Origin of the sequence: Mesorhizobium sp. M1312 (assembly GCF_040318115.1) — a bacterium.
In the GTDB taxonomy this organism is placed as follows: Bacteria; Pseudomonadota; Alphaproteobacteria; order Rhizobiales; family Rhizobiaceae; genus Mesorhizobium.
The window spans coordinates 61,174-77,660 of sequence record NZ_JAMYLQ010000028.1; the positions used below are offsets into that span (position 1 = coordinate 61,174).

16 protein-coding genes and 4 pseudogenes are annotated in these 16,487 nt (G+C 60.9%); 2 read left to right on the forward strand and 18 right to left on the reverse strand.

Annotated features, from left to right (window positions below):
- Window positions 1-258: 258 nt before the first annotated feature.
- From NKH36_RS26450 to NKH36_RS26495, 10 genes and pseudogenes are all read right to left on the reverse strand, one after another.
- Window positions 259-1,452: an IS91 family transposase gene (locus NKH36_RS26450; RefSeq protein ID WP_352961197.1), complete on the reverse strand. Its 1,194-nt coding sequence runs from the start codon at window positions 1,450-1,452 to the stop codon at window positions 259-261.
- 3 nt (window positions 1,453-1,455) lie between these two features.
- Complete coding sequence (locus tag NKH36_RS26455; RefSeq protein ID WP_352961195.1) at window positions 1,456-2,364, reverse strand: tyrosine-type recombinase/integrase; 909 nt, start codon at window positions 2,362-2,364, stop codon at window positions 1,456-1,458.
- Between the two features lie 422 nt (window positions 2,365-2,786).
- Window positions 2,787-3,818 (reverse strand): IS110 family RNA-guided transposase, encoded by a 1,032-nt coding sequence (locus tag NKH36_RS26460; protein ID WP_352961193.1) that lies wholly within the window; start codon window positions 3,816-3,818, stop codon window positions 2,787-2,789.
- Between the two features lie 242 nt (window positions 3,819-4,060).
- Window positions 4,061-4,339 carry an RES domain-containing protein gene (locus tag NKH36_RS26465; protein WP_352961259.1) on the reverse strand — a complete coding sequence of 93 codons (279 nt, stop codon included), beginning with the start codon at window positions 4,337-4,339 and terminating at the stop codon, window positions 4,061-4,063.
- On the reverse strand, window positions 4,221-4,664 hold the full coding sequence (locus NKH36_RS26470; protein WP_352961191.1) for an RES domain-containing protein: 444 nt from the start codon (window positions 4,662-4,664) through the stop codon (window positions 4,221-4,223). The genes NKH36_RS26465 and NKH36_RS26470 overlap by 119 nt, the downstream gene beginning before the upstream one ends.
- Window positions 4,665-5,342 carry an XRE family transcriptional regulator gene (locus NKH36_RS26475; protein ID WP_352961189.1) on the reverse strand — a complete coding sequence of 226 codons (678 nt, stop codon included), beginning with the start codon at window positions 5,340-5,342 and terminating at the stop codon, window positions 4,665-4,667.
- A 96-nt stretch (window positions 5,343-5,438) separates the two neighbouring features.
- The gene (locus NKH36_RS26480) at window positions 5,439-5,660 is read right to left on the reverse strand and encodes a helix-turn-helix domain-containing protein (protein ID WP_352961187.1); all 222 of its coding nucleotides are present in this window, start codon (window positions 5,658-5,660) and stop codon (window positions 5,439-5,441) included.
- A 42-nt stretch (window positions 5,661-5,702) separates the two neighbouring features.
- Window positions 5,703-7,327: pseudogene (locus tag NKH36_RS26485) on the reverse strand (ISL3 family transposase).
- A gap of 280 nt (window positions 7,328-7,607) precedes the next feature.
- The gene (gene scpB / locus NKH36_RS26490) at window positions 7,608-8,297 is read right to left on the reverse strand and encodes an SMC-Scp complex subunit ScpB (protein WP_352961185.1); all 690 of its coding nucleotides are present in this window, start codon (window positions 8,295-8,297) and stop codon (window positions 7,608-7,610) included.
- 4 nt (window positions 8,298-8,301) lie between these two features.
- Window positions 8,302-9,300, reverse strand: a complete 999-nt coding sequence (locus NKH36_RS26495) for a DUF1403 family protein (RefSeq protein WP_352965125.1) — start codon at window positions 9,298-9,300, stop codon at window positions 8,302-8,304.
- 110 nt (window positions 9,301-9,410) lie between these two features.
- Here NKH36_RS26495 and NKH36_RS26500 point away from each other — a divergent pair, with 110 nt between their 5' ends.
- Window positions 9,411-9,590 carry a hypothetical protein gene (locus tag NKH36_RS26500; RefSeq protein ID WP_502912116.1) on the forward strand — a complete coding sequence of 60 codons (180 nt, stop codon included), beginning with the start codon at window positions 9,411-9,413 and terminating at the stop codon, window positions 9,588-9,590.
- A gap of 244 nt (window positions 9,591-9,834) precedes the next feature.
- Here NKH36_RS26500 and NKH36_RS34915 read toward each other — a convergent pair.
- The 6 genes and pseudogenes from NKH36_RS34915 to NKH36_RS26525 form a co-directional block, all read right to left on the reverse strand.
- Window positions 9,835-10,104, reverse strand: a pseudogene (locus NKH36_RS34915) (plasmid maintenance toxin (PemK-like)); the annotation flags it as partial.
- A 9-nt stretch (window positions 10,105-10,113) separates the two neighbouring features.
- A pseudogene (locus NKH36_RS26505) lies at window positions 10,114-10,364 on the reverse strand (type II toxin-antitoxin system Phd/YefM family antitoxin).
- Window positions 10,365-10,434: 70 nt separating this feature from the next.
- Window positions 10,435-11,640, reverse strand: a complete 1,206-nt coding sequence (gene repC / locus NKH36_RS26510) for a plasmid replication protein RepC (protein WP_352965186.1) — start codon at window positions 11,638-11,640, stop codon at window positions 10,435-10,437.
- Between the two features lie 155 nt (window positions 11,641-11,795).
- Window positions 11,796-12,797, reverse strand: coding sequence for a plasmid partitioning protein RepB (repB, locus tag NKH36_RS26515; protein WP_352965126.1), 1,002 nt, complete (start codon window positions 12,795-12,797; stop codon window positions 11,796-11,798).
- A 75-nt stretch (window positions 12,798-12,872) separates the two neighbouring features.
- A complete protein-coding gene (gene repA / locus NKH36_RS26520) occupies window positions 12,873-14,078 on the reverse strand; it encodes a plasmid partitioning protein RepA (RefSeq protein ID WP_352965128.1) in 1,206 nt (401 codons plus the stop codon).
- A gap of 385 nt (window positions 14,079-14,463) precedes the next feature.
- A pseudogene (locus NKH36_RS26525) lies at window positions 14,464-14,562 on the reverse strand (type II toxin-antitoxin system RelE/ParE family toxin); the annotation flags it as partial.
- 52 nt (window positions 14,563-14,614) lie between these two features.
- On the opposite strand from NKH36_RS26525, the gene NKH36_RS26530 reads away from it, so the two are divergent.
- Complete coding sequence (locus NKH36_RS26530) at window positions 14,615-14,938, forward strand: helix-turn-helix domain-containing protein (RefSeq protein ID WP_352965129.1); 324 nt, start codon at window positions 14,615-14,617, stop codon at window positions 14,936-14,938.
- A 313-nt stretch (window positions 14,939-15,251) separates the two neighbouring features.
- On the opposite strand, the gene NKH36_RS26535 is transcribed toward NKH36_RS26530, so the two are convergent.
- Complete coding sequence (locus NKH36_RS26535; protein WP_352965131.1) at window positions 15,252-15,689, reverse strand: Fic family protein; 438 nt, start codon at window positions 15,687-15,689, stop codon at window positions 15,252-15,254.
- Window positions 15,690-15,697: 8 nt separating this feature from the next.
- On the reverse strand, window positions 15,698-16,381 hold the full coding sequence (locus tag NKH36_RS26540) for a Fic family protein (protein WP_352965132.1): 684 nt from the start codon (window positions 16,379-16,381) through the stop codon (window positions 15,698-15,700).
- Window positions 16,382-16,487 lie beyond the last annotated feature (106 nt).

The window sequence follows — 16,487 nt, forward strand, 5'->3', positions numbered from 1 at the left end:
GAAGGAACCCGCGGGCCACAGTCGATGTCTATGGGGATTTCGATTTGCGGCTGATGTCGGCGATGGCGCGACCGTCGTCGGGGGACGGCGGCTTCGATGCGGACAGACCGCTTCGTTGCGCCTCCGCGCGGTATTGTCGGCTTGGTGGGCGGCCGGACGCTGCCCTTTCGGCTTCGATGATCACCATGGGCGCGTGTGGATTCGTTGCCGGAGGCTGGGTACCTGCGGCGACTGAAGAATGGAGTAGCCCATGCCGGATCATGGAGTGGTCTCCCGGTTCGCTGCGGTGGTGTTAGGCGGTCCGCGCGGCTGTCTCCACCGTTCGAAGGTCTCGATGACGATCATGCGTCCGCCGCAGCAAGGGCAGGACGGGCGGAAGTCAGCCGACTCTTCCGAGGTGTCGGTCTCGGGCGGCGCAGCGACGTCCAGCAGTTCGCGGGCGCGTGCGATGCTGGCCTTGCGGGCGGAGCCGGCGAGCAGGCCATAGTGCCGGATGCGGTGGAAGCCATGCGGCAGGACGTGGAGCAGGAAGCGGCGGATGAACTCGTCGGTCGCGAGCGTCATGACCTGCTGGCGATCGGCGCCGTCGCGGCGATAGTCCTTGTAGCGGAAGGTGACGCCGCTCTCGTCGAAGGCGATCAGGCGGCTGTTCGAGATCGCTACCCGGTGCGTGTAGCGGGACAGATAGGCGAGCACGGCTTCCGGCCCGGCGAAGGGCGCCTTGGCGTAGACCACCCAGCGCTTCTTCCGGATCGGCGACAGGTGTCGCAGGAATGCGCGGCTATCGGCGAGGTGCGCCATCGATCCGAAGAAGGCAAGCCGTCCGCCGTCATGCAGCGCGAGCAGCCGGGCTAGGAACAGCCGGCGGAACAGCTTGCCGAGCCCGCGCACCGGAAGCAGGAAGGCCGGCCGCGACGATATCCAGCGCTTCCCGTCCGGCGCGATGCCGCCGCCCGGCACGATCATGTGGACGTGCGGATGATGCGTCAGCGCCGAGCCCCAGCTGTGGAGGACGGCGGTGATGCCGATGCGCGCGCCGAGATGCTTCGGATCGGCGGCGATGGTCAGCATCGTCTCCGACGCCGCACGCAACAGCAGGTCATAGATGGTCGCCTTGTTCTGGAAGGCGATGTCGGCCACTTCGGCCGGCAGCGTGAAGACGACATGGAAGTATCCTACCGGCAGCAGGTCGGCTTCCCGCTCGGCGAGCCATGTTCGCGCCGCCGCGCCCTGGCACTTTGGGCAATGCCGGTTGCGGCAGCTGTTGTAAGCGATGCGCCAATGGCCACAGTCCGCGCAGGCCTCGACGTGTCCGCCAAGGGCTGCGGTGCGGCAATGCTCGATCGCCGACATGACCTTGAGCTGGGCGAGGCTCAGGTGCCCTGCATGGGCGGTGCGGTACGCGGGGCCCGCAACGCGGAAGATGTCGGCGACCTCGACAGAGGCACGCACGGCTCAGCCGTCGGGCGAGATCTCTGCCTCCTTGAACAGGCCAAGCTTGTCGAGCGGGCTCGTGACCGTGCGCACCGTGCGGGTCGCGACCTTTGTGTAGAAGGCGGTGTTGTCGAGCTTGGCGTGCCCAAGCAGGACCTGGATCACCCGAATGTCGGTGCCGTCTTCCAGAAGGTGAGTGGCGAAGCTGTGGCGCAGCGTGTGCGGCCCGACCCGCTTGGCGATGTCTGCGGCCTGTGCCGCCTCGACGACGATGCGGTGAAGCTGCCGGGTGCTGATCGGCTTCATGGCATGCTGTCCGGGGAACAGCCAGCCATCGCGGTGCATGACACCCTGCTGCCGCCCGACCTTCCACCACTGGCGCAGCAGAGTAAGCAGGTCGGCCGACAGCATGGCATTGCGGTACCGTCCGCCCTTGCCATGCTCGACGCGCAGCAGCATGCGCTCGCTGTCGACGTCGGCGACCTTCAGCGTCGACACCTCCGCGACGCGCAAGCCCGCGCCATAGGCGACCGAGAGCGCGGCCTGATGCTTGAGGCAGGTGGTGGCGTTGAGGAGACGGGCAACCTCGTCTCGGCTCAGGACCACCGGCAGCTTGCGCGGGTGTGCCAACCGGACGAGCTTGCGCGCCAGGTCCGGGCGGTCGACCGTGTGGGTGAAGAAGAAGCGCAGCGCCGACACAATGCTGTTCATGGTCGGCACGGGAACGCCGTCTTCCTGCTGCCCAACCTGGAACCGGCGCAAGTCATCCGCTGTCGCCGTGTCCGGCGATCGGCCAAGGAAGCTTGCGAACCGCCCGACATCGCGGACGTAGTTGCGCTGCGTCTCCTGGCTGAACCGGCGCATGGTCATGTCGTCAATCAACCGCTGGCGCAGCGGACTGATCGGTGCATCGAGAACAGGATGGGGCATGGTCAGGCTCCTTGTTGAAGAAGCCTGTGATGCTCTGCCCCCGCCGAACGACGCTCAATGCGGGCGCGGCAACCGGATCGTGACCTCTACCTCACCGTGCGCGCCCATCCCGCGCAGCGGGTCGTCTAATCGCTCGGCCGTCAAGGGGGTGAGTGCAAGGCAGTCGTCCTTTCTGTCCATGCTCGTTCGTTCGTATGCCGGGTACAGGGTCGTCTACGCGGTCGATGCAAAGATCGCCGCAGGATGAGTTTCGCAGGTGAGATCTTCCTATGTTCGTTGCGCAATCTGCTTAACGAAGCAGTTGCTTCCCGCTTCGCGGAATGATCTCAGCCACGTCCCGGCAGGGACGGCTCGGTGCGTCCTGTAAGAACGCTATTGGTTGAATGGCCTGAAGAAATCGTCGTAGTCGAGCGTCTGCAGGATCAGGCGGCGGCGGGCGTTCCTCCGCGCGGATCGAACAGCTCGCCCGTCCGGAGCATCGTATGCATGATCACTGCCAGCTTGCGCGCCAGGGCCACGGCCGCTCGCTTGAAGCCGAGCCGTTCTTTGAGCTCCAACGCCCAGGTTCGCAGAGTGCTGGTATCCGTCGACCGGTTCAGGATGACCGCGGCCGCCTCATATAGCAGTCCGCGCAACTGATTGTCGCCACGGCGCGAGATATGTCCGTCATTATCGACCTCGCCGGACTGGTAGCGTCTCGGGGTCAGGCCTACCCATGCGCCCACGGCGCGCGAGTTTCTGAAGTTCGCCGGATCCTCCACGGCCGCGGCAAAGGCGGTGGCTGTGACGGTGCCGACACCGGGCACCGACATGAGCAGACGGCAGTGCTGGTCTTCACGAGCCATCGCGGCCAGTTGCTTGCTCAGCTCTGCTATCTGGTATCGAATATCACTCCATGCTCGAAGCATTGGCACGACGATGCGCGCCAGCTTTGCTTCGCCCTGCAGAAGGTCGTGAACGTTGCGCTCGAACACGCTGCCGGCGCCCTTGGGCACGACAAGGCCGAACGTCTTCATCAATCCGCGGATCTGGTTGGATATCTGCAAACGCATCTTGAGAAGCTGGCGCCGCGCGGTGATCAGCGTGCGGATCAACATGCTGTCGAAACCTTTGACTCGAACCTCTCGGTAGAAGCCGACCTCGGCCAGATGTGCCAGGCCATCGGCATCGTTCGCATCGGTCTTGTTCGCGGCCATGTCAAGCGCGGCCTTGGCATGCCGCGCGTCGATGCAGATCACCGGCAGCCCCTTTGCCGTCAGCGCATGGTAGAACCACACCGACAGCGGTCCCGTCTCGAATACGACCCGCCGCACATCGGGTGCGCGCTTGCGGATCAGCGCCGCGAGTAGTTGCGGGTCGGACGCGCACTTGCCCCGCCACATCCTTTTGCCGTCCTGCCGGATCGAAATTGCCGTCTCTTTCATGGATACGTCGAGACCGATATACTGCTCCATGGCTGTCCTCCGTTCGATGCCTGGGCCCGGTGTCCATCGTGAGCCCGTTCTTCATCCTATCGGGGGACAGCCAGCCGGCTAGAGCTCCGAACATCGCCGCCACAGCTTTGGTGGCCACCGCTCCCGCGATTACGTCATGTTCGTTCTCCGGCCCCACACCGGTCGTTCCGTTGCTCCGGCTTAGTGGACGCTTCTGGCGCTATAGCCATCTTCGCCAAGCGGTACGGATACGTGCTGCATCTTCACACCAACCCCACCCTGAAATCCTCCAGAACCTGAGCCAATCCCAGCGCCCCGAGAAGCGTCACCACACGCTTCGGCTGAAGCTTTCCTATCGACCGATCGTAAATGGCGAGATTGGTTGCACCGTTGAGGCGCGAGGGATAAATGATCCCGTCAGGCTCAGATGGGTGCTGGTGAAACGCCAGTGACCACCGGCGTGCCAGGTTCTGGCGCTGTGCCCGAACGACATCGGTCGGCACACCCATCCGAACGGCACTGTCGCCTCTGAGATCGACCAGGCGTAGGTCTGTCGTGGTCGCGATCTCCGCATAGCGCCGTCGGCTCCACCTCCTCTATTGGAAGATCGTCAAGGGTTCCTTCGCGGCGGTCGCGGAGCACGGCCTCTAGGAAGCACACCTTCAGGGAGTCACCGAGGTAAAGAACGCCAAACCGGTTGGCGTCAAGACGGCGTCGAGGATCGCTGAACCGGCTCGGCGACTTCCCGTACCCCAATGGATCAGGATAGGTGCTCCAGTAGATCCGACCGAACGTCCGACCCCGCGGTATGGTCTCGATTTCGAGCTTTGCGGCCGCGAAATCGGGTGGAGGTGGAACGCCGGGCATTCAGTCGAAATCGCCCCTGGCCATGCCTTCCGCCGCGGCCAACACCGAGACGTCATCGCCTTGCTGAAGGGCTCGAAGGCCCGTCCGCCCATCGAGGGCGCCATGGCGCGACGCCAGAAACCGATAGACGGCCCAGGCACTGTTGCCCAACATTGCATGGAGTGCCGGCAATGCGCCGAAGGGACGACCGTCCTTGTCGAGTTGCCAGACAGGAAAGCGGAAACCGCGTTTGGCGCCATCGATCCCGAGCACCTGTCCGCTTTGCCGCTTGGCGTTGACCGTCATCCGCGATGTGCCGAGCAGCTTGGCAAAGGCATCCGCGCTCAGCATGTCCTCGCCGGCGACAATTTCGGCAACACGCTTGCGGCCACGTTCGCGCGCTTCGGCAAGAGCCGCCTCGAGTTCGGCATCGGGCTGGCCCGTGTCTTCGACGGGAAAGGTATCGACCGGTTGCTCCTCGACCGGCGTGATCGTCTGCGCGCCGGCGGCGGGGTCGACCTCTACCCGGAACGATACGCGATGGCCGATTTTGTGGCTGCGTGCGATCGCTTCCTGATAGCGTTCGAGCAATACCTTTTTGAAGTCTGCCTGTGCCGGAAGCTTTGTCGTGAAGCTCAGGGTCGCGACTCCCGCATGCGACGCGGACCCGCTATGATTGCTGCGCTTTGGAGCGGCCATGATGATAACCTCGTGCTGTCACCAATGGTTACAGAGCGCAAGTTCGTCAAGTTCGATAATTCCGTAAAGTTCGTGTAGTTTTTTCAGCCAGCTACATCACACGACGCCCCAAGCGCGAAACCTTCCCCTGCCTGTCATCTCGCGCAGCCCGAGCTCGCCGACGAGGTTGAGCGCCCCCTGTTTTGTCACTTTTAGCCGCTCCTGGATCATGCCAGCCGAGACGAGCGGCCGCGACAGCACGAATTCGACCACGTCGGACAGTTTGAAGCTGGCGCGGCGGTCGCGGAGTTTTCGCTCCATCTGGTTTTTGGCCAGCATCAGCCGATCGTGTTGTCGCTTGGCACTTAATTGGGTTCTTCCTCACTTTGCGTGGCGCGGCGGCAGCATGCCTGCTCTCAGCAGTTCGGGACCTGCTCTGCCGTACATTGCGCGCTTGAGGGTCTTGAGCCGGTTGATCTGGCCTTCGGCCTGTCCGTTGCTCCAGGGCAGTTCGATGGCGTTGTTGACGGCATCGGTGTCTCTGCGCAAAACACGGGCGAACCGCATGATCGGAATGAGTTCGGAGTCGATCGCATCGTCGATCCACGCGTCCAGTGGTGCCGATCTCTTGCCGCGAAGGATGCCGTTGAAGCGCATCGCCAGGCGGCGCATCTCTGCGAAAGCATCAGATCCCTGCTTCAGGACATCGACCTTCTTGCCTGCCGTTCTGTCAGCAGGCCTCGCGGCTTGATGCACAGCGCCGCGGCAACCACTGGCGAGATCGCATGACCGGTGTCCGGATCTCGAACCGGCTCCGACTTAAATGTGGTGGGCGGTACATCAACGGCCTGCTCTCTTTCGGCCCGCCGCCAGGCTCCGAGAAGCCGCTCCAGATTGGCGAAACTGCCAGTGTAGCCGCGCTGCTTGACGTCATGAAACAGGTGCCGTCCGCAGCGGTTCCCATCCTTCCAGCATTGGGCGAGGAAGGCTTCGAAATACCAAGGTGATGTGGGGTTCAATGCTGCGCGCCGCCTGTCTGGCGGAGCCTTGAACTTGAGCCAATTCGCTACGCTGCGACGTTCATAGCCGGTCCGGCGGGCGATCTCGCTATACGACAGTCCCTCGTCGCGCAAAGCGTGGAGCTTTTCGAGTATCTCCTGACGAGATTGCCTATGCGCGAGACGGGCGCGCCGGCGATGTGTCGCAGCGTCGACGATTGCGTCGTCCGACAGGATGGCCCTGCCGGTGGCACGTCCAGAAAGGCTCATCTGTTCTTCGATGGCCGAGCGAAGATTCTGGACCAGGTGAAATCGATCGGCAACCTGTCGCGCCTGTGGTGCGCCCTCGCGAACAGCCTGCGCATAGAGGCCGCAGCGGTCCCGGCTGACGACTTCGACCGAAGGATGGCTCCGCAGCCACTTGGCCGCACTCTCAACGCTCCGATCGTCCAGAATGTCGACAACCGAGCGGCGCTCGAGATCAACCCCGATGGTCCCGTAGCTTGTCGCCCGCCGCCAACTCCAGTCATCGATGCCGACCACCCGGACCTCGGAGTTGCGGTGAGCGACCGTGGCATCCCGCTTTAACTGCCGCAGGATGGTGTCGTCGCTGACCGGCATGCCGAGCCGTTGCATCAAGCGCTCGCCAGGACGGCCGCCAGTGCTGTGGCCAAGCAGGCCAACAATCTCCCCGACCCTTCTCGTCCGGCGCGCATAAGGAGCAGCGATCATCGGCAGCCGGTCGGTGAACGTTTGTCGCTCACATTTGCGATATGAGCATCGCCAGCGGTGCAGCAGAAGCTTCACCGTCACCGGCTTGCCCTGGACTGGCAGATCCTGGAGGTGACGGTTGGACCAGCCATGCCGACTTCGGATTCGCCGACCACAATCGGGGCAAATGCCGATCGCGGATCCGGCAGCTGAAACAACCCAACTGTCATCAACAGCGAGCGCGACACCCAGAATCTTGACCCCTGGGCCGGGTGACCATTTCGATTTTGTTCGCATGCCCGCCCATAGCGACAGCGCCACTAACAGCGGATGAACCACACAAAGTGAGGAAGAACCCAATTAAGTGCCAAGCGACATACGGAGAGAATTCCGCCGGAGGAACGCCAAGAGCTGGTGAACAACACATCGAGGACCTCCGCCTCGCACAGTCCATGCTGATGCAACACTATCCGGATTGTGCGCCGTTGAGGGACCTCGTGGGGAAAATCGATCTCGCCGTCATATCGCTCGAGAAGTTGCGGTGACGATGGCGGTCGTCCGGCCAGGCACAGGTGCTCTATTCGTCGGCGTAGTCATCACTCTCGCCGGGGGCGGAAAACCCCGGCATGATGTCGCCAGCCAGAAGCTTTTCCTTCGACAGCAGCCCCGCATCCTCGAGAGCCTCGAAGTCGGGAAGATCGCGCAAGGTTTCAAGCCCGAATTCCAGCAGGAACTGTTTCGTCGTCACATAGGTATAAGGGGCGCCTGGCGTTGGGCTTCGCGGGCCGGAGGCGATCAGGCCGAAGGAGCGCAAATTGCCGATCAGGTCGCGGCTGATCTCCTTGCCGAAGAATGACGACAGTTCGGCGCGCGTGATCGGCTGGAAGAAGGCAATACACATCAAGACCAGCACTTCGGATTGCGTGAGGTCGACGGCGCGTTCGCTAGAGCCGACGGCCGTACGGATGGCGTCGGCATAGGCCGGCCGCGTCAGGTGCTTCCAGCCGCTGGCGACCGCGACCAGATCGTAGGGCCGGCCCCGCAGCTCCTCGCGGATGTCGTCGATCAAGAGGTCGATGCTGCAGGTCTTGCCGACGATGCGGGCAAGCACCTCGCGGCTGACTGGTTCGCTGGCGGCGAAGATGGTTGCTTCGACGCGGTTCATCCATTCGCGCCAACGCACTTCTGGCGGCAGGTGATCCAGTTCGCGGTCGAACAGGTGATCGTCTGATCGCTCCTTGGCCCTTCTTCCCCTCGCCTGCTCCATGGTCTCACAGCCCGTAGATGCGGAAGGTCGGACGGCCGGACAGCTCGCGCACGGCGCCAAGTTCGATCAGCCGGTCGAACAGGCGGCGCAGGCCGCGGTCGCTCATGCCGGCGATCTTTTCGGATGCGACGATCGCGTCGTCGGACAGCAGCTTCTCGACGACAGTGTCCGCCCCTTTCGCCCGCAGTTTTGGGGCGACAGCCAGCAGGCGGTCGGCGCGGCGGCCGAGCTCGGCCGCAAGATCCATCGCCTGCAGCGCCGCCTGCGCATAAGCCGCCCAAATGCGTTGCCGGGACGGCTGACCGGATTGCCGTTCGGCATGTGGTGACCGACGACCGCCCGCCACCGGGTGCAAGCCGAACAGGGGCACCGCATGTGCCCACCCTAGCCGGTCGGCCAGAACAGCGTCGGCAAGCCACGGTCCAAGCTCACGCACGGCGCGACTGTGATGACGCTCGAGGACGGCGATCGCGTCGACCGCGCCAGCGACTGCATTACCGACCGCGCCAGTCGTCGCCTGGATTTCGTCACCGATTTGGCCGGCCGCCGCCTCGTCAAGCGCGCTCCCCAGATCCGCGGCGACATCGACCAACACCGCCTCGCTGACCAACGTGGCGACCGGACGAGATGCCAGCGTTCGCCAGGCAAGCAGCATACGGCCGGCGGGTCCAACGTCGTCGCCGGGACGGGTGAGCAGCAGCGCGTCGCGCAGCGCCGTCTGGTCCTCGACCCGGCCGGCGCGTTTGGCCGTTGCCGCCGCTGCCGCGAGTGCCAGGCGCTGCCGCCAGGCGCCGGCCCATCTCTCCTGCCGGCGCACCACCGCATCGAGGGCGGTCAGCGCCGCGGCCGCGGCAAACGCAGCGTCTTCAATCGAGTCCGGACCGGCCGCCGCGGCGCGCAGCCAGGTCGGCACGGGAGTGGCCAGCGCAGCCGGGGCTGCACCGGTGACGACCACAGGTGCATGGCGAAGCAGTTTCGGGCGCAGAATCATCGTCGACAGCATGAATCATCGCGGCGCTTCTGGCAACGAAAATGGCCGAAAGCCGCCGTGCCCGTCGACAGTTAAAAACGAACGATAAACCGTAGCCTTTCGTTTTGATCTTTCTAGAGGAGATGCTGTCTCTCTCGTCGACCAAAACCCGGAAATGCGCGCTGGGCAAGAACAAGCATATCGCGACGGTCATGGCCGGCAGGCGCAACAAACACGCCGCACCCGCCTCAGAAGAGGTGGTGCTTCCGGATGATCTGATCGCCATGCTGAAACGCTCGACCGCAGCAGCCGACGCGGCGTGAGCTCCGATTCTTCCTTGCAAAATAGGAGTTGCACTCCACAATTGCAAGGATGATTGGGCGCCGCGTCACGACCGTAACTCACGGAATCGCTGGACAACATGCGCGCCGTGACGCTCCTCGGACCGCGTCAGGTTGGCAAGACCACTCCTAGCGTCGGATTCGGATGGAAGGACGCCCTCCAGCTATTTCCAGCGCCGACCGCCTATCTCGAAATGCATCAGATCGACTGTCTGGACGTTGGTGCCGTCAAAACGACCCACGCCCGCTCACCGTCAAGCCGCAGGCGCTGTTTGACCGCGGCCGGGATCTCGATGGCATCATCGGGATCGGACGGTGTGTACGGGTGATCGGCAGGGCGCGGACGACCGGGGAGCCGTCCTCCTACATGGCGACCAGCGCTAGCACCAGCATGGCCGGTCCTTGTGTCGGCTTCCTCGCGCCCCTCGCGGTGTTGCCAATGCCAGAGATACGAATAACGGACGACGTGACCGACCTTGTTTTCAGCCGGCAGCATTTTTTGCTGTCAGACCCCTGCCGGAGGAAGCTCGCCGTTGAGATGGTCAAGGCCCGGCTCCATTTCGACGGCGGCGATTTCGTCGGCGCTGAGTTCCGCGGTCAGATCGCCCGGTCGCGCTTCGACAGCCGGACAAAATCCTTGTAAGCCAGCAGCACGGTGCGCGGCCGGCCGTTCTTGGTGATGATGACAGGGTCGCGAACCGCGGCATCCTGATAGGCGCCGAAGTTTTTTGAGACGGCGGTGGCGGTGGTGGTCATCGGCTGAACTCTTTTCTTCCGGAGGCAGGCGGCTGGGCGCAAAGCGATAAGCTGCGGGATTTGGCGATCATCATCCCGTCATCCTTGCTGTGGCGCCGTTGGCCTTGAGCGCCGCCATCAGCATCGGCCCGACCGAAAAAGTCCCTCCCCTGGCCTTATCAGTCAGCGCCCGAAGATAGCCGCCGGCGGAATTGATGTGCTGTGCCCGCTGCAGAATGCAGGCAATCACCACCGCCGCGGTCTCCTGACCCATCGCATGGCAGGCTTCCTCATACGCTGACGGCGAAACACCTAGATATCCCCGCACCTGGGCGGCGGTTATCATGAGATCGCGCCAATTGCCGATCCCGTCGACGGCGTAGTCCGCAATTTCGGGGCAGGCCTTCAGCACCATCCCCAGCGGGTATGTTTTCGGCGCCTCTGGGGTCCTCGTCCTGGGCTCGGCCGTCGCCCCGCTTTTCTCTAAAGCAGGTTCAAATTCAAAAGTAGAGTCGGTATCTGAATCAGATTGCTGCCGCTCGTTTTGAGAGTCATTGCCGCTCGAATTCGTGGATTTCATATGCGTTTCCAGCAGCTTATCCACATCGTCATGCAATGCGGCAAGATCGGCTACGATCGGTTCGAGCTCGGCAGTGCAGGCTCGGCGCGGAATTGCCTCCACAACGCTGCGGAAACGCTTCCACAGGCCTCCCCAGTCGCCCGGAACATCTTCGTCAAGGGCCGCCTCGATGAGCTTGTGGATGTCACGGCGGTGCAAGGTGATCCGCTCGCGCATAAGCCTGAGCGCCCGCTTGTCGGCACGAACACGCTCGGCCGCCGCCTCGAACTCGTAAGCACGGGCTAGCAGGGGTGCCAGGGAGAAGCCGAATGCTTCCTGAATCTCCCCTCCCCTCCCCTTCCTCGCATAACGCTTGCCGTTCGGGCTATCCCGACGGATGATCAGCCCGCAGTCCACAAGAGCCGCCAGGTGTCGCCTGACCGTGGGCTCGGGCATTCCGTGCGCCCTGAGCGACAGCTGGGCGTTCGAGGGAAAGACGATGAGCCCGTTCTCCTCGCTCAACTCACTGTCCGGGTAAAATGACAGCAACGCATTCAGAACGGCCAGAGCGCGATCGCCGATGCCGACGATGCTCTTGCCTTCGCAGAGGTTGCGGTAGATCTGCCACTTGTCGACAACCCTGCCCTTGGGGATTTCACGTGAGTCGTTTTGCGCTGCCAGCATGGCAAGCGACATCGGCCGCCGCCCAAAGGGCGTCGTTGCAATACCCGTCTCCATTTCTTCCTTCGCCTTCAATTAGGCAAAAGAAATCCGTCCGCCGAATCGACGCTTAAAACGCTTGACACTGATTCGCGGAAATGAGATTCTCGGCTTGCTAAAGATCGAGAAGGGCTTCCACGGTTCGCCGTCGGGGGCCTTTTTCTTTTGCGGTTTTAGTCTCCCTTGGTTTCCTTTTCCTGCTTCCTGTAGGCCTCATAAAGACCCTCCAGTTGGCCTGCTATGAACTCAGCAAAACGGAGACCGTAAGCTGCCTCGACTATTATCGAAGCTTTCTTTGGTGTCCCTCTAATCGCAACGCTCAGTGATTTGTCGGCAGGAGCCCAGGCTTTGGGTGCGAGGGCAACCTTTGGCTTCTTGGGTGTCTTGGATGATTTCAGATGACTGAGGAGCAGGTTGAAGACTTCGTCCTTCACCTGACCTGCTGCAAACTCCTGGGTTTGAACGTACTCGATCGCTTTAGTAGCATTGGCTGGAATCTGAACTAGTTTTTTGAGTTCTTCCCAACGATCCCTGCCAACACCCTTTGCGGCCCCAACGACACTCAGCACCGCTTCGGGAACCGTCTCAGCGACCGACAGCATCCGAGACAGCAGCGTGTCATCGACTGTAAGAGCTGATTTGACAGTATCCTTTGTCATACCGCTCTCAATCAACTTCCGTGCGAACAACGACTTCTCGATAAACGACAGGTCGGCTCGAGCAGTATTTTCTTGGCCCTGTGCGATGACATGCTCAATGTCAGCCAAGCGCTTCACGACCGCTCGGACATTAATGCCGAGATCGCGAGCGACCTTTGCCCGTCGATGGCCAAATACAATCATGTAGCGGCCTATATCATGGGGGTGCGGTCGCACAAGGATCGGTGTCGACTGGCCAGATGTACGAATGGCTTGTCTGAGCTGTAGGTATTCTGCGTCATCCTCCCCTATACGATCAGCAATGAACGAACCATCGAGATCCTTGGGGTCAATCGCCACCACGGTTTCTCCATCGAGCATCCGCACTGAATTCTCGGCCAGTTCGTCCAGTGACTGCATCATAGAACGCGACGCACCACGCTTGGCGTAGTCAGACCTAGCCTGCGATGCCGAATGCACTGGCTGTTCCCGTGTAAGTGACGCGGTTACGCTTGCCAGAAGGTCCTTTCTAGCCATTCTGTCCTCTCAGACCTGCTCTCATCTTTTTGAGATTGCTTCCAAAACTGTCGTTCTGCACGGCTGTCAAAACAATCACTTCCGCCCCCATGCCTTATGAATAAGTGATGTAATCTCGGAATTGACCGCGTTCAGACTTTCAATCGCCCGCTCATATGTTGATCGCGTGAATTGGCTTTTCTCGACCTCGTAAAGTGTCTGTTTCGTGATGCCCGCGTCTGAGATGGCCGTAGTCTTCACCATTTGGTTCTTGAGCATGCGCTTGTTGAAAAGTGCTTGCAGGAAACCAACCATCTGGGCCTGAGGACCATCGGTCGGCTCATATCGAGTCACGAGATAACGGAACCACTTCAGCTTCACCGCTGCCCCAGCCCCCTTGATGGACTGCAGGATGCCACCTAGCATGAGCAAGAACTGAGACATCGACATCACATCGAGCATCTGCGGGTGCACGGTAATGATCACCGACGTCGAAGCTGTCAGAGATGTGAGCGTTAGGTAACCGAGCTGCGGTGGGCAATCTATGACAACCACGTCATAGCGATCGTCAACTTCCTTGAGCGCCGCAGAAATGCGTGTGAAGAACAAGCGCCCTTCTGGTGAATTCTTGCTAGAAGCGGCTAATGGAGTGTCGTACTCATATTCCTGCAGTTCAAGATTGGCTGGCACGATGTCCAATCCCGGGAAATTGGTCGGCCGAATAATCTCCTTGATTGATTTTTTGTGCTCGTCGTATCGGAGTGCCTCATAGAGCGAGGGATTCTTGTCGAGTTCAGGCTGAATGCCATGCAGAGCTGACAGGGAAGCCTGCGGATCAAGGTCAATTGCAAGAACGCGGTGCCCTGTCAGAGCGAGGTATTGAGCTAGATGGGCAGCTGTTGTTGTCTTGCCGGAGCCACCCTTGAAATTGACGACGGAGATGACTTGCAGTGTGTCACATTGACGGCGGTGAGGAACATAGCGCTTGAAGTCCGAACGGCCATGCTTGTCGAGGTATTGACGCAACTCGAGCATCTGCAAAGCCGTGTATGAACGACGACCCGAATAGGAAACCTCAGGTGCGGGGCCCTTGCCTTCGAGATGCAGCTTTTTAATATGATTCTGGGTGACGCCGAGAAAATCCGCGACCTCGACCGACGAAAATTGCCGTAGCCCCTTCATCGCATTTGGGGGATACTGCTCAAGCCGCAGCATGTTCAATTTGTCCGAGATAAGCTCTCCCTGTTCGAGAATCTCCTCGTCGAAATCGAACTCCAAGCCGTGATCGGGCATCAAATTCATAATCGGCAATTTCCAGAATAACGCTTTTCTGACATGATTGTCACTTCAAGCGTGATTAATGCCCGATTCGGACAATCCAGCAAGAAGTTTTTAGTTAACAGGAGGTTAACGGGCGTTCTCGCCTCGAAAGCATATCTAAAATTGCATCTGTGAGCTGTTGGGAACCGTTGTCGCAAGCCATAAAGGCAGCATGAGCTTGACATGACATTCGGACGTCTACACCATTGAAATGATGGCGCAATTATCCGATTTGCACGGCTGTCAAGTTTCACGGTCAGGGTACTCACGACATCGATGTTTTCCTCGACGACCCTCAATTGCTCGGTTTCATCGACCCATCCAGAAGCGACCCCCACTTTGAAACGATGCCATCTGACTAGCCGACTTGGCGGCGCCTACCGGCGCTAATCCAGCGAAATGCGTGCAATTCGGCATCATCGATGTTCGCCCTGTCCTGTTTGGCGAACAGATAGACGTAAACCCAAACGTGGATCTGGACGCGGAATTGAATGCTGGAGCTTTGATGGAGATAGGCGGTGACGATTAGACGAAAATTCAAGAGCGACGCCTTCGAGGCGGTCCACAGCGCGGTGGAAGGCATGGTGCGCGCCGGCACGGTCGACAAGCAGATCCTGCGCTCCTTCGACGAAGCCTGCCTGTCCTGGCCGACGATATTCGACGCCAAGAAGATCAAGGCGTTGCGCGAGCGCAATCACGTCAGCCAGCCGGTGTTCGCGCGCTATCTCAACACGTCGCAATCGACGGTGCAGAAGTGGGAGACCGGCGCCAAGCGGCCGAGCGGGCTGGCGCAGAAGCTTCTGTCGGTGGTTGAAAAGCACGGTTTGCAGGTGCTGCAGTAGCCGCTCAAGCCCGAACCGTGCTGGTAGGGTGACCGGATGAAACTGTGGGTAACCTAAGTGGGGCACGAATGGCGGGTGTCGGCATGCCAACTCTTGCAGGAGCGCGCCCGAAAAGGGGAGGCGACCGGCGAGGATCCCGCCTAGCCATTGGCCAACGTTGACCTCGAATGAACAATTTTGGCGTCAATATAGCTAACGAAAAAGTCCAGGCACGATTCAGATATGCCGGAAACCAGGGCAATGAAACGGTCCTCTTCGGATGAGGGCGAGATGCACGGCCGGGCGGTTTAGTGCCGGTAGGCAGGTGAGGGCTTCACCGGCCGCCTTGCGCCGGCTCGCGCTCGGTCAGAAGCGCCAGCAAGGCCGGATTGATATAGAGGTTCTCGCGACCAGCCTTGACTTCTTGCAACAGGCCATTGTCGACGAGGGCCTTCAGATAGACCGATGCCGCCTGTCGTTTCGCTATGCCGGATGAAACCAGGTCGCCGATCCGGCAGTACGGATTGACGAAGATTATCTCGGCAAGCTCTCGGGAGTAGATTTTCGGGAGGTCTCGGCGCAAGCGCTCGGCGGTCTGGTCGAGCAGGTCGCGGATCGCGTGTATACGGGCAGTTGACCAGCCAGCAGTCTCCGTTACCGCGGCGAGCATGTAGAGGATCCAACTTTCCCACGCGCCCTCCGTCGTCACGGCGAGAAGGCGATCGTAGTAGGCTCCTTTGTTTCGGATGATATAGCGGCTTAGATAGAGCACCGGGATGTCTAGGGGGCCTTGTCAACCAGATAGAGCAGGTTCAGCACGCGGCCGGTTCTGCCATTGCCGTCGACAAATGGATGGATGGCCTCGAATTGGTAGTGCATCACGGCGAGGCGGATCAACGGATCGATGTCCTCGGCCTCATGGATGTAGCGCTCCCAGTTCGCCAGCTTGTCGCGCAGGAGATTCTGTCCCTCGGGCGGGGTGTAGACAACCGCACCTGTCGCCTGGTTGACCAGGGCAGTGCCGGGCGTCGACCGAATGTCGAGTTCGACGCCCTTGATCGTGCGGCACACCGCGACTGCCGTTGATGTCGTCACAGGACGCTCTTGCAGAGTTCGGAAGCCCTGATTGAGCGCGGTGCGGTAGCGCAGCGCCTCCTTCGTGGCAGCATCAGCGAGATTTCCGGCTTCATTGGCGAAGCGGAACAAGCGGTCCGTCGTCGTGACGATGTTCTCTATTTCGGAACTTGCCTGGGCTTCGAGGAGCGGAATAGAGTTGATCAGGACTGCTTGGTTCGGGATAAGCTGACCCGATACCCTAAGTTCCGCCAGGGCGGCGTGCGCCGCTATGCAGGCCTTGAGCACCACCTTCGTTTCAACATCCTCCTTTGGGGGAAGGGGAGGGAGGTGATTGTAAGGCCTGTCAGCCTGAAACGTCATGCCGATGGTTCCCTTTTCGATCGACATGTCGGGATTGATATGTCGCCGGCATCGACATATTCCAAAATCATGTCGATAGAACCGCAATCTATCGACATGAATGGATTGCAGCAAGGCGATCGCGCAAACGGAG